This window comes from Aeromonas sp. FDAARGOS 1407 (genome assembly GCF_019048725.1).
In the GTDB taxonomy this organism is placed as follows: Bacteria; Pseudomonadota; Gammaproteobacteria; order Enterobacterales; family Aeromonadaceae; genus Aeromonas; species Aeromonas enteropelogenes.
The window spans coordinates 948263-961000 of record NZ_CP077399.1 but is presented as its reverse complement, the minus strand read 5'-3'; the positions used below and the strand labels follow the sequence as shown (position 1 = coordinate 961000).

Below are 12738 nucleotides of genomic sequence, written 5' to 3'. Positions count from 1 at the left end.
GCATGGGCCGAGGGAGGAGTTATGGCCAATGCCTCCCTCGCAGGCTCTCCCCTCTTTCAACGACACGCTGCCTCATCAGCCAGGCACTAGCCGCGGGCACGGTGGAGGTGGTAGTCAACGCGATAGTCGTTGGCATTACGGAACATGATGGAGTAGTTGAGGAACTCTCCGCTCTCGCTGTATGAGAGTGAGGTGAGCCGCAGGATAGGGGCCCCCTGCTCGATATGGAGCAGCTCGGCAGTAGCCCGATCCGCCAGCACGGCACTGAAGCACTCATAGTTACCCGCAATCGCGATGCCGCACTCCCGTTCGATGTAGTCGAATTTGGACCCTTCCAGATGGGCGACCGACAGATTGCGAAACAGTCTGACCGGCATATAGCTCTCTTCCAGCAGCAGAGCCCGACCATCCACCGAGCGGATCCGGCTGGAGTAATAGACGGGTTCATTCACCTTAACCCTCAGCTGACTGGCGATGGCCGGTGGCGCGGGCATGGTGCGAAATTCCAACACCTGGCTGGTCAAAGTGCGCCCCTGCTCGCGCATCAGTTCGGTAAACCCGCTCAGACCTTTGGTCTCATGCTGAACATCCTTTTTCGTCACATAGGTGCCGCTGCCGTGGCGCCGCTCGACCAATCCCCACTCGATCAACATATCTACCGCTCTGCGGATGGTCATGCGGGAGACGCCATACTGTTCTGCCAGCGCTTTTTCGCCCGGCAACACATCTCCCACCCGACACTCGGCACCGTTTACCCTGATCCTGAGTCGATCAGCCACCGATTTATAGATCACTGCTAGACATCTCCTGTGGTCACAACGCCAACCATCTTATTCTTAAGCAAGTGGATAAATTGCATAAAAACAATAACTTAAATTTAAACTAAAGCTGCAAGAACATCACGAAACCAAGAGGTACAACAATATCGCAAAAGTTAGACATCTTTGTCTAAATAACTGCATGCGTCAGATCACATTATTCCAAGATATTTCATGAGGTCTCTTTTTATCGTTGCTAATTTGCATCTGGCAACACCGGCAAGGATTCGATTAGCTATTTCAACCAAGGGACAATATATGCTCAGTCAAATTCAACGTTTTGGCGGAGCAATGTTCACTCCTGTACTGCTTTTTCCTTTTGCAGGTATGGTAGTAGGCATTGCAATTATGCTGAAAAACCCGATGTTTGTCGGTGAATCACTGGCAAACCCACAAGGATTATTCTTCCAGATCATCCATATTATTGAAGAAGGTGGCTGGACAGTATTCAGGAATATGCCGCTTATATTTGCGATTGGCCTGCCAATCGGTCTGGCAAATAAGGCGCAAGCCAGAGCCTGTCTGGCTGTATTGGTCAGCTTCATGACCTGGAACTATTTTATCAACGCCATGGGCATGACCTGGGGCAGTTATTTCGGGGTCGACTTCAGTCAGGATGTGGGGGGGGAAAGTGGCCTCGCCATGGTAGCGGGGATCAAGACCCTGGATACCAGCATCATAGGGGCCATCGTCATCTCCGGCATCGTGACGGCACTGCACAACCGTCTGTTTGATCGCCAACTGCCGGTCTTTCTCGGCATCTTTCAGGGCAGCTCCTTTGTCACCATTGTCGCCTTCTTCGTGATGATCCCCTGCGCCTGGCTGACCCTGCTTGGCTGGCCAAAAGTACAGATGGGCATCGCCTCCCTGCAGAATTTCATGCTGGTCTCGGGTCCGGTCGGGGTGTGGGTATACACCTTCCTCGAGCGAATTTTGATCCCGACCGGCCTGCATCACTTTATCTACGGCCCCTTCATCTTCGGCCCTGCAGCAGTGGAGGGTGGCATTCAACTCTACTGGGCACAGCACATGCTGGAGTTCAGCCAGAGCACTCGCCCGTTGATTGAGCAGTTCCCTCAGGGTGGTTTTGCCCTGCATGGCAACTCGAAGATTTTCGGTGCCATGGGGATTGCTCTAGCCATCTACGCCACAGCAGCCAAAGAGAACAAGGCCAAGGTAGCAGGCCTGCTGATCCCGGCCACCCTGACCGCCATTCTGGTCGGTATCACCGAGCCGCTGGAGTTCACCTTCCTCTTCATCTCGCCGCTGCTGTTTGCCATCCACGCCCTGCTGGCAGCCACCATGTCGACTGTGATGTACCTGTTTGGCGTGGTCGGCAACATGGGTGGAGGTCTGCTCGACCAGTTCCTGCCGCAGAACTGGATACCCATGTTCCACAACCATGCGGGAATGATGTTCACCCAGATCGCTATCGGGTTGGTCTTTACCGTAATCTGGTTCCTGATATTCCGCGCGCTGATTATCAGGCTCAATCTTAAAACACCTGGCCGGGAAGACAGTGAAATAAAGCTTTATTCCAAGTCAGATTATCAGGCAGCCAAAAACCAGCGGGGCAGTGATAGTGCAACACAAATTATCGAAGCGCTTGGTGGAGTCAAAAATATACGCAGTCTGAATAATTGTGCCACCCGCTTAAGAATATCTCTGGTTAACAGCAAGCTAGCCGCTGCAGATGAGGAGTTTATTAAATTAGGGGCCCATGGTGTCGTCCGCCATGGCGATAGTATCCAGGTAATTATCGGTCTGCATGTACCTCAGGTACGTGAAAATATGGAATCGATTATGAACAACAGTCATCAACAATCGTCTTTAGTAATGGAGTCAAAATCATGAAAAAATTCTCTGTAGTCATTGCCGGTGGTGGTAGCACTTTTACTCCAGGTATCGTTCTGATGTTGCTGGAAAATCAGCATCGCTTCCCGCTCAAGGAGATCAAATTCTACGACAACGATGGTGCCCGTCAGGAGATCATCGCCGAAGCCTGCAAAATCTTGCTGAAAGAGAAGGCTCCCGAGATCGCCTTCAGCTATGGCACCGACCCCAAAGCAGCATTTAGCGATGTAGATTTTGTCATGGCCCATATCCGGGTTGGCAAATATCCGATGCGCGAGCTGGACGAGAAGATCCCGCTGCGTCATGGGGTGGTCGGTCAGGAGACCTGCGGCCCGGGCGGTATCGCCTACGGCATGCGCTCTATCGGCGGGGTGCTGGAGCTGGTCGACTATATGGAGCAGTACTCACCCAATGCCTGGATGCTCAACTACTCCAACCCGGCCGCCATTGTGGCCGAAGCGACCCGTCGCCTGCGTCCCAACGCCAAAATCCTCAACATCTGCGACATGCCGATCGGGATCGAGGGGCGCATGGCCCAGATTGCCGGTCTCAAATCCCGCAAAGAGATGCGGGTACGCTATTACGGCCTCAACCACTTTGGCTGGTGGACCCGCATCGAGGATCTGGAAGGTAACGACCTGATGCCGAAGATCAAGGAGCACGTCGCCCGCCACGGCTATGTGCCCAATAGCGCCAGCCATGCCGAAGCAAGCTGGAACGATACCTTCGCCAAGGCAAAGGATGTGTGGGCGCTCGACCCGGATACCCTGCCCAACACCTATCTGAAGTACTACCTCTACCCGGACTATGTGGTGGCCCACTCCAACCCGGAACACACCCGCGCCAACGAGGTGATGGAGCACCGCGAGAAGCAGGTCTTCACCGCCTGTAGCGACATCGTCAAGGCAGGCAATTCAGCAGCGGGCGAGCTGGAGATCGATGAACACGCCTCCTATATCGTTGACCTGGCAACCGCCATCGCCTTCAACACTCAGGAGCGGATGCTGCTGATCGTTCCCAATCGCGGCGCCATCCCCAACTTTGACTCGGAAGCCATGGTCGAGATCCCCTGCCTGGTCGGCAGCAGTGGGCCAGAGCCGTTGCAGGTGGGCAGCATCCCGCTGTTCCAGCAGGGCATGATGGGCCAACAGGTCGCGGTCGAGAAACTGGTGGTCGAAGCCTGGGTTGAGCACTCTTACCAGAAACTGTGGCAAGCCATCACCCTCTCCAAGACAGTGCCCAGTGCATCGGTGGCCAAGTCCATTCTCGATGACTTGATAGAGGCCAACCAAGCCTACTGGCCGGAACTGAAATAAACCGCCCATAAACAAAAACCCCCTCGTGACAGAGGGGGTTTTTCGTGTTGGCAACGGGTGTGGATTAACGCAACGGTTTGACCGAGCGACGGACGATCAGCTCCGGCTGTACCGTCATCGATTCCACTTCCAGCTCCTTGTTGCGGATCCGGCTGACCAGATGCTTCACCGCCAGCTGGCCCAATTCCGCCTTCGGGTGACGGATGGTGGTCAGCGGCGGGCTGGAGAAGCGCGCCATCTCCACATCGTCGTAGCCGATGATGGAGATATCGTCCGGCACCTTGACTCCCGCTTCCCAGGCAGCGCAAATCGCGCCGATCGCCATGGGATCATCGAAGGCAAAGACCGCGGTCGGACGAGGCTGCAGGGCCAAGATGCGCTGCATGGCATCGAAGCCGCTCTGGCTCTCGTAGTCCCCTTCAAAGACCTGTTCATCTTTGAGGGTCAGACCGTGTTCGCCCAGCGCATCACGTACCCCATCCAGTCGCTGCTGGGTGGTCGGCTTGGAGAGCTGGCCAGTGATGCAGACGATGTCGCGGTGCCCCAGCTCCAGCAGATGGCGTACGGCCATGCGGGCGCCGATGCGGGCGTTGTCGTTGATGACGTTGGCGAAATCGCACTCGTTGCCCCAGTCCAGCACCACTTGCGGCACGTTTTTGTGGATACGCAGCATGTCCCTGAACTGGGTGTCGATATCGGTCCCCAGCACCAGCAGGCCGTCGACCCGCTTTTCCATCAGTATGCGCAGATAGTGCTGCTGGCGGGGCGGCTGGTTCTCGGTGTTGCACAGGATCAGGCTGTAACCCTGCTCGAAGCAGTAGGCTTCCACCCCCTGTACCACTTCCGCGAAGAAGGGGTTGGCACTGGTGGTCACCAGCATGCCAATGGTCTTGGTCGAATTGATCTTGAGACTGCGCGCCACCGAGTTGGGCGCGTAGTTCAGCTCTGCCACCGCCTCAAGCACTTTCTGGGTTGCGTCTTCGCTGACCCGACGGGTGTGATTGAGTACATGTGAGACGGTGGAGATGGATACGCCTGCGCGCGAGGCGACATCCTTGATAGTTGCCATCTCTGTCTCCTGAATAACAAAGGCGGAACAGTAGCAGATTTCCCGAATAAAGGCTTGGTTTTAACGGGCGCAGCCAGTGAATTATCAATGCTGGCTAATCTATGCGGTCATTTCTTTTTGCGCAAACGGATTTTGGTCAAAATGAGAGCGGACGCAGAATGAAATATCGTCAGTTTTTTACTCTGGAAATTGTCACCATGACAATTTGTTAACTGTATGTTGCACCATCACAGCGACATTAAACTCCAATAAACAGCAATAAACTGCGTGTTAGTTTCACAAAACCCCTCTCGCGCCTGCTCCGGTTAGTATCTTTAACATCTTGTTATAGCAAAAGCTGGGACACCCACCTCTTTGACAACGACATGACTGGCTGCTTGGCTTGATACATCACTGCCGAGGAAGTTGCCATGACCATCGCCCGTTCACGCCAGATCAGCCTCGCCGATACACCCTATTACCATGTGGTCAGCCGCTGTGTACGGCGGGCCTTTCTCTGCGGTCAGGATGAGCACTCCGGCCAAAGCTACGAACACAGGCGCCAATGGGTTGCCGACAAGCTGGGCCAGCTGTCGCAAGTCTTTGCCATCGGCATCTGCGCCTATGCCGTGATGAGCAACCACTATCATCTCGTGCTCAAGGTGCAGGCCGATATTGCCAATGAGTGGAGCGAGCGGGAGGTGGCAGAGCGCTGGGCTCGCCTGTTTCAGTGGCCCTTGCTGGTAAGGCGCTGGTATCAGGGTGATGAACTGATAGAGCCCGAGCTGGACGTGGTGCACCAGCTGATAGCCCAGTGGCGGGAGCGCCTCTATTCCATCAGCTGGCTGGTGCGCCTGCTGAATGAGGCGCTGGCCCGCCAGGCCAATAAGGAAGACTGTTGCAAGGGGCACTTCTGGGAGGGACGCTTCAAGAGCCAAGCCCTGCTCACCGAATCGGCACTACTGGCCTGCATGACCTATGTTGACCTCAACCCCATTCGGGCCGGCATTGCCACTACACCGGAAGAGAGCCATTTCACCAGCATACAGCAACGGATTGAACAGACAACGGATCCAGTCAATCCGACCCCATTGCTGTTGCCTTTTGCCAAGGAAGGCAATGAAGTCCTTCCCTGCAGTTTTGCCGACTACCTGACCCTGGTGGACTGGACAGGGCGCTCGCTCCGCCTGGATAAGCGTGGCCATATTCCGCATCATCTTGCCCCCGTCTTGCAACGCCTGAGCATGCATGAGGAGCAATGGTTGGGACAGGTCACTCTGTTTCGACGCCACGGCATCCGAGCGATAGGTGACAGAATCTGCTGCCAACGTTATGCCGAGCATTGCGGCCAGACCCGATGTTACCAACCCCATTTATGACATCAGCTTGGTGTACACCTTGATGAACTTCTGACACCAGCCTCGTGCCCGCACCGAGGCACAATAACCCCTTGCCGCCGAGTAGCCCTTTCCCGTATTTCAACCAATCGATCCTATCTGTCGCCGCTCTCCCCGATGATGTTCCATGCTCAGCGACCCTCAAATCAGCCAACCTGCAAACGCGCCTCTTCTGGTTATTCATTTTCCCCCAAGGTGGATGTCCCGAAACAGGAATCCAATATCTTCCATAGGTGGGTGTCCCAAAACAAAACCAAAACAAAGCGAGAACCGCTGCGGCGCGTATAGGCAGCTCGCCGATTTGGTCATATCTTGTCAGGGCGGCTCTGCCTGGGTGACAGGGCCCCTTCACGAGGTGCAACGATGAAACGAGCAATCCAGGCCGCCCTGCTGGCCGTCACCATGGCCGCCGCCGGGGTGCAGGCCGCCGACAAAATCACTACGGTACCGGTGCAGTTTGCCAAGGGAGCCCACAGCGCCCAGGTAAAAGGCAACTTCTCCGGTTACAACACCATCCACTACACCCTGGTTGCCAAGGCGGGCCAGACCATGACGGTCAAGATCGGCGGCAGCAGCAACGCCAACTTCAATGTCTTCGCTCCCGGTGCCATCCCGGGTCAGGCCGAGGCGCTGGGTCGCAATGATGGCAATGGTCAGTGGCAATCGACCCTGCCCACCTCGGGCAAATACCTGATCCAGGTCTATCAGATGCGCGCCTCCGCCCGCCGCGGCGAGCAGGTGCCCCACACCCTGTCAGTCAGCATCCAGTAACCGGCCTGCTGTGCTTAAGACATAAAAAACGGCGCCCGCAGGCGCCGTTTTTCTCTTTCCATGTCCGTGACCTAGCCGGTATAGGCAGGCAGCAGTCCCGCCATATTGAGCAGGTGGAAGGCGGCGGTCAGCACACCAAACAGAATCACCAGGGCGATCATGACAATGCCACCCGGGGCACGGAAGCCCTCGTGCTTGCCCCCTTGTTGACCCTTGCCAGCGCGCACCTTCCACGCCAGCAGAGGCGGAATGATGCAAGTCCACAGGGTGGCCACGGCGCCGGCGTAGCCGATGGCTACCAGGAAGCCGAACGGGAACAGCAGCGAGAGCACCAGAGGCGGCAGGAAGGTCACCGCCCAGGACTTGGCGCGGCCGCCGCGGCTGTTGTCAAACTTGAACAAGTCCGCCAGGTAGTCGAACACCCCGAGCCCCACCCCGATAAAGGAGGAGAGGATCGCCGCCATGGAGAAGGCGTTGAGGGCGCTCGCCACCGCTTTGGACTCGATCACCGAGCCGAGCGCCTTGAGCAGGGCGTCTACGTTGCCGCCCTGTTCGATCACCGGGCCGAACTCGCTGCGCGGCAGATTGCCGAACACGCTCAGCAGCCAGACGGTGTAGAAGGCCAGGGCGATAACGGTACCGCCCAGGATGGCGCGGCTGGCACGGCGCTCCTCACCATAGTAGGCGCGCATCGACGACACCGAGTGGTGATAGCCGAACGAGGTGAGTGCCACCGGCAGCATGCCGAGGGCGTAAGGGGCGTAGCTGGCGTGCTCGCTCATCCGGTCAAACAGCAGCTCGGGGCTAATCTTCATCGACAGGCCCGAGATGCCGAAGGCGAAGCTCAGCATCATCAGGATGATGAGCAGCACCGAGATGCGGTCCACCGCCCGGGTGGAGTGCCACACCAGGGCCGAGAAGACCAGGGTGAACAATACTGAGGCGGCGTGGCTGCCGATCCCCGTCATCTCCTGAATAATGAGGCCGGACGAGGTGATGTAGGCGTAGAGCAGGATGCCACCGACGAAGTAAACGCTCAGGTTGTTGAGGGCATTGATCTTCTCCCCCAGCAGATCCCGGGTCACGGTGTCGAAGGAGACGCGCAGCGGATAGCCCTTGTAGGATTCGAGCAGCATCCAGCCCGACACCGTCATCACCACCATGGTCAGCGCCACCGCAAGCAGTGACCAGAGGGTCCAGGCACCCGCCCCAGCACTCGGCAAGCCCAGCATGCCGGCCCCCACACAGACGCCGGCAATGATGCATGCCCCGCCCACCAAGGATGGTTTGTGTTCCATAAATCCCCTTTACTCCTGCCCTGTTTGCACTGCAAAGAAATGGCGCAGCCATGACTACGCCCTGACGGCCGCCCGCACGCTGGCAGGCGACAAGATGTTGTTTTCATAAAGAAGATGAAACATAAAGCGGGCTCGTTCGAAAATGTTTCAACGCCCCTGCTCAACGTTTCACCCGTGCGACTTTACCTGCCAGCCCGTCAGGTATCAAATCCCGTGCCCTATTCGAAGGCAGATCCCCCGCCCCAGCCACTCAATGGCTCAGTTGCGGCAGGATCTGCAGCAGCTGGCCGCGTACCTCCAGCGGGGTCTGACTGACCCAGAATCCCAACACGCCATAAGAGAGCAGCGGCAAGATCAGCAACAACAGGCAGAGCAGCGCCAGCAGCCAGCGAGGCATGAGCCTACGACGCCGGGTGCCCAGCGCGAGGGCATCGGCCCGCTTCGGGCAGGCAGCCACACAGCTCAGGCAGCTGGTGCATTCGAGGCTGCGCACCGCAATCAGCTGGTGCACCTGGATACGGGACGGGCAAGCCCGGCTGCACTTGTCACAGTCGTGGCCGGCGCTTCGCAGGCAGCGGGCCGGATCCCGGCGGATGCGCAGGGGCGTCAGCAGGCCCAGCAGGGCGAGCCAGGCACCATAAGGGCAGAGATAGCGGCAGAACCCCTGACGGAAAGCGGCAGTGAGCAGCAACACCCAGCCGAGGCAGAGACCGGAGATGAGGGTCAGGTTGAAGAAGAAGGCCCCCATCTTCATGTCCGCCGCCTGGTGATAGGCACTGGCGAAGTAGCCGGGCAGGGCGGCATCCGGTACCGCTAGCAGCACGATGACCAGCAGAAAGCCAAGCACCAGAAACTTCTGGCCACGCAGGATCAGATCCAGCCAGCGCGGCGGCGTCCACTCCCCTGGCAACAGTCGGCTACGCAGCCGATGTAGCCACTCCCCCACCAGGCCGAGCGGGCAGAACCAGGCGCAGAAGGCCCGCCCCAGCAACAGGGCTGACAAGCTGAGCACCAGCACGGTGACGGTAGCGGCCGGATGGTGGGGATCCATGATGCCCTGGCTTAGCCAGGCCCGCAGCCCGAGCCCGCCGGCGATGGGCAGGAAACCATCCACCACATCCGGACGCATCAACCAGGGAGGCGTTCCCTGCCCCAATTGCCAGATATAAAGGCCATATTGCACCGTCACCAGCCCCCAGGAGAGCAACAGCAGGTGGCGGGTCCAGGCCCGCAGCGACTTGCCGTCGAGCTGACCCAGAAGTGGCAATAGCCGGGTTCGGCTGAGCAAGGCGAGCGCCGCTACCACCAACCCCAGTGCGAACCAGAGGGTAACATCCGCCGCCACCAGCCAGGCGGCAGCCAGCAGGGAGAGAGAGAAGTACCAGGATCGGCCTGCCCTCTCCTGCCACTGCAACAGCACCAGATAGACCAGGCCACAGGCCAGGGTTACGGCTTCGATCAGGCTCACTCTTCCCCCACTACGCACATCAGGACAAGGGGAACAGAGTAACTAACATCTGGTTTGATTATTTTGATCTGCATGGGCAGAGGAGGAGATTCATCCCAAACTACCCGCCACCACATGAAGTGCCATCGCCACAAACAAAAACCCCCTCGCCAGCGAGGGGGTTTTTCGTGGTGTCCATACTGGATGGCAATCAGCGCAGGGCTTTCACCGAACGGCGGACGATGAGCTCGGGCTCGACCGTCATCGACTCCACTTCCTGCTCCTTGTTGCGGATCCGGCTCACCAGCTGCTTGACTGCCAGCTGGCCCAGTTCCGCCTTGGGATGACGGATGGTGGTAAGCGGCGGGCTGGAGAAGCGCGCCATCTCGACGTCGTCATAACCGATGATGGAGATGTCGTCCGGCACCTTGACCCCGGCTTCCCAGGCGGCGCAGATGGCACCGATCGCCATGGGATCGTCAAAGGCAAATACCGCAGTCGGACGAGGCTGTAGGGCCAGGATGCGCTGCATCTGGTCGAACCCGCTCTGGCTCTCGTAATCCCCTTCGAAGATCTGTTCATCTTTCAGGGTCATGCCGCGCTCGCCCAGGGCATCGCGCACCCCGTCCAGTCGCTGCTGGGTGGTGGGTTTGGCAAGATGTCCGGTGATGCAGACGATGTCGGTGTGACCCAGCTCCAGCAGGTGGCGCACCGCAAGGCGCGCACCGATGCGGGCGTTATCGTTGATCACGTTGGCGAAATCGCACTCGGTTCCCCAATCCAGCACCACCTGGGGCACGTTCTTGTGGATGCGCAGCATGTCGCGCAACGGAGTGTCGATGTCGGTTCCCAACACCAGCAGGCCATCGACCCGCTTCTCCATCAGCATGCGCAGATAGTGCTGCTGACGGGGCGGCTGGTTCTCGGTGTTGCACAGGATCAGGCTGTAACCCTGTTCGAAGCAGTATGCTTCCACACCTTGCACCACTTCCGCAAAGAAGGGGTTCACGCTGGTGGTCACCAGCATGCCTATGGTCTTGGTTGAATTGATTTTCAGACTGCGCGCGACCGAGTTGGGCGCGTAGTTGAGTTCTGCCACCGCCTCAAGCACTTTCTGGGTCGCGTCTTCGCTGACCCGGCGAGTGTGGTTGAGCACATGTGAGACGGTGGAGATGGATACGCCCGCTCGGGAGGCGACATCCTTGATAGTGGCCATCTCTGTCTCCTGACTGTCAAAGGCGGAACATTAGCAGATTTCCCGAATAAAGGCTTGGTTTTAACGAGCACTGCCAGCGATTTGTCAATGCTGGCTAATTTAGGCGTTCATTTCTATTTGCGCAAACGGATTGTGGTCAAAATGGGAGCAGCATCAGAGTAAAATATCGCCAGATTAATCCTCTACACTTCATCACAACTACATCTTGTTACCCAGTTGTTAACTCAACATATCAATATTAAATTCCAAATCAAGATTTAAAACAGGTTATTTGTTTCAAAATAAGCTCTTTCGACCCGCTCTGGTCAGTATCTTTAACAGCTTGTTATTGCCCCGTGAGGAATGATAGAACCTTAAATATTGCCGGACAGGTAGGATCAGGATCCGGAATGGCACATGGAAATGAAACAATCCACTGATTAAGGGACGAATCAATGAATAACTTCGGAAAAATGGCGGTAAGAGCAGCGGTTTCTTTGGCTCTGTTTGGATCGGCTTCAATGGTCCACGCAGCCGATACGGTCAAGATCGGCATCGCCGGCCCGGTGACCGGCCCGGTCGCCCAGTACGGTGACATGCAGTTTACCGGCGGCAAGATGGCGGTCGAGCAGATCAACAAGGCTGGCGGCATCAATGGCAAGCAGATCGAGGCGGTCATCTATGACGACGCCTGCGATCCCAAGCAGGCGGTCGCGGTCGCCAACAAGGTGGTCAATGACGGCGTCAAGTTCGTGGTCGGCCACCTCTGCTCCGACAACACCCTGCCCGCCTCCGACATCTATGAAGATGAAGGGATCCTGATGGTGACCCCGGCCTCCACCAACCCCAAGATCACCGAACGCGGCTATCAGCTGGTACTGCGTACCATCGGCCTGGACAGCGATCAGGGCCCTACGGCCGCCAAGTACATCATCGAGCAGGTCAAGCCCCAGCGCGTGGCCGTCATCCACGACAAGAAGCAGTATGGTGAAGGCATCGCCTCCAGCGTGAAAGCGGCGCTGGACAAGGCGGGCGTCAAGGTGGTGGCGTTCGAGGGTATCACCGCCGGTGACAAGGATTTCTCCGCCCTGATCGCCAAGCTGCAGAAAGAGAACGTCGACTTCGTCTACTACGGCGGCTATCACCCCGAGCTGGGCCTGATCCTGCGCCAGGCTGGTGAGAAGGGTCTGAAGGCCAAGTTCATGGGTCCGGAAGGGGTGGGTAACAAGGACATCTCCGCCATCGGTGGCCCGGCTTCCGAAGGCCTGCTGGTCACCCTGCCGAACAAGTATGACCTGGTGCCGGCCAACGCCCCGCTGGTTGCCGCGTTCAAGGAGAAGGGCCAGGACTCATCCGGCCCGTTCGTGTGGACCACCTATGCCGCGGTGCAAACCCTGGCTGCCGGTATCGCCAAGGCGGGTGAAGATGATCCTGCAGCCGTCGCCGCCGCCATCAAGGCCGCACCGATCGATACCGTCATGGGCCCGCTTACCTGGGCACCGAATGGTGACCTGAAAGGCTTCGAGTTCGGCGTCTTCCAGTGGCACGCCGACGGTTCCTCCAGCCAAGTCAAATAATCTGCCGATCCGGGGGT

At 57.7% G+C, this 12738-nt stretch carries 10 protein-coding genes; 5 read left to right on the top strand and 5 right to left on the bottom strand.

Translation table 11 applies throughout. The annotated features are described in order from the left end of the window. Positions 1-86: 86 nt before the first annotated feature. Positions 87-794: a GntR family transcriptional regulator gene (locus tag I6L37_RS04565; RefSeq protein ID WP_216993380.1), complete on the bottom strand. Its 708-nt coding sequence runs from the start codon at positions 792-794 to the stop codon at positions 87-89. A gap of 282 nt (positions 795-1076) precedes the next feature. On the opposite strand from I6L37_RS04565, the gene I6L37_RS04560 reads away from it, so the two are divergent. Together I6L37_RS04560 and I6L37_RS04555 are read left to right on the top strand one after the other, a co-directional pair. Then, the gene (locus I6L37_RS04560; RefSeq protein WP_216994122.1) at positions 1077-2672 is read left to right on the top strand and encodes an alpha-glucoside-specific PTS transporter subunit IIBC; all 1596 of its coding nucleotides are present in this window, start codon (positions 1077-1079) and stop codon (positions 2670-2672) included. Continuing rightward, the gene (locus I6L37_RS04555) at positions 2669-3988 is read left to right on the top strand and encodes a 6-phospho-alpha-glucosidase (protein WP_199416328.1); all 1320 of its coding nucleotides are present in this window, start codon (positions 2669-2671) and stop codon (positions 3986-3988) included. Before I6L37_RS04560 ends, I6L37_RS04555 begins: the two co-directional genes overlap by 4 nt. A 64-nt stretch (positions 3989-4052) precedes the next feature. Here I6L37_RS04555 and I6L37_RS04550 read toward each other — a convergent pair whose 3' ends face one another. Beyond that, a complete protein-coding gene (locus I6L37_RS04550; protein ID WP_199416329.1) occupies positions 4053-5057 on the bottom strand; it encodes a substrate-binding domain-containing protein in 1005 nt (334 codons plus the stop codon). Between the two features lie 410 nt (positions 5058-5467). On the opposite strand from I6L37_RS04550, the gene I6L37_RS04545 reads away from it, so the two are divergent. Both I6L37_RS04545 and I6L37_RS04540 read left to right on the top strand, forming a co-directional pair. Further along, a complete protein-coding gene (locus I6L37_RS04545) occupies positions 5468-6415 on the top strand; it encodes a transposase (RefSeq protein ID WP_216993379.1) in 948 nt (315 codons plus the stop codon). A 381-nt stretch (positions 6416-6796) separates the two neighbouring features. Continuing rightward, positions 6797-7204, top strand: coding sequence for a hypothetical protein (locus tag I6L37_RS04540; RefSeq protein ID WP_026457318.1), 408 nt, complete (start codon positions 6797-6799; stop codon positions 7202-7204). A gap of 71 nt (positions 7205-7275) precedes the next feature. On the opposite strand, the gene I6L37_RS04535 is transcribed toward I6L37_RS04540, so the two are convergent. From I6L37_RS04535 to I6L37_RS04525, 3 genes are all read right to left on the bottom strand, one after another. Beyond that, the gene (locus I6L37_RS04535; protein WP_216993378.1) at positions 7276-8502 is read right to left on the bottom strand and encodes an aromatic amino acid transporter; all 1227 of its coding nucleotides are present in this window, start codon (positions 8500-8502) and stop codon (positions 7276-7278) included. 250 nt (positions 8503-8752) lie between these two features. Then, positions 8753-9970 carry a 4Fe-4S binding protein gene (locus I6L37_RS04530; protein ID WP_216993377.1) on the bottom strand — a complete coding sequence of 406 codons (1218 nt, stop codon included), beginning with the start codon at positions 9968-9970 and terminating at the stop codon, positions 8753-8755. 190 nt (positions 9971-10160) lie between these two features. After that, positions 10161-11165 (bottom strand): substrate-binding domain-containing protein, encoded by a 1005-nt coding sequence (locus tag I6L37_RS04525; protein ID WP_042027085.1) that lies wholly within the window; start codon positions 11163-11165, stop codon positions 10161-10163. Between the two features lie 434 nt (positions 11166-11599). Between I6L37_RS04525 and I6L37_RS04520 the strand changes: the two genes are divergently transcribed. Further along, positions 11600-12721, top strand: coding sequence for a branched-chain amino acid ABC transporter substrate-binding protein (locus I6L37_RS04520; RefSeq protein WP_026457077.1), 1122 nt, complete (start codon positions 11600-11602; stop codon positions 12719-12721). Positions 12722-12738 lie beyond the last annotated feature (17 nt).

What these genes read in the sequence shown, in the direction of transcription:
- I6L37_RS04560 (WP_216994122.1), top strand. Translation starts at nt 1,077, where the DNA reads ATGCTCAGTCAAATTCAACGTTTTGGCGGAGCAATGTTCACTCCTGTA.
- I6L37_RS04555 (WP_199416328.1), top strand. Translation starts at nt 2,669, where the DNA reads ATGAAAAAATTCTCTGTAGTCATTGCCGGTGGTGGTAGCACTTTTACT.
- I6L37_RS04550 (WP_199416329.1), bottom strand. Translation starts at nt 5,057, where the DNA reads ATGGCAACTATCAAGGATGTCGCCTCGCGCGCAGGCGTATCCATCTCC.
- I6L37_RS04545 (WP_216993379.1), top strand. Translation starts at nt 5,468, where the DNA reads ATGACCATCGCCCGTTCACGCCAGATCAGCCTCGCCGATACACCCTAT.
- I6L37_RS04540 (WP_026457318.1), top strand. Translation starts at nt 6,797, where the DNA reads ATGAAACGAGCAATCCAGGCCGCCCTGCTGGCCGTCACCATGGCCGCC.
- I6L37_RS04535 (WP_216993378.1), bottom strand. Translation starts at nt 8,502, where the DNA reads ATGGAACACAAACCATCCTTGGTGGGCGGGGCATGCATCATTGCCGGC.
- I6L37_RS04525 (WP_042027085.1), bottom strand. Translation starts at nt 11,165, where the DNA reads ATGGCCACTATCAAGGATGTCGCCTCCCGAGCGGGCGTATCCATCTCC.
- I6L37_RS04520 (WP_026457077.1), top strand. Translation starts at nt 11,600, where the DNA reads ATGAATAACTTCGGAAAAATGGCGGTAAGAGCAGCGGTTTCTTTGGCT.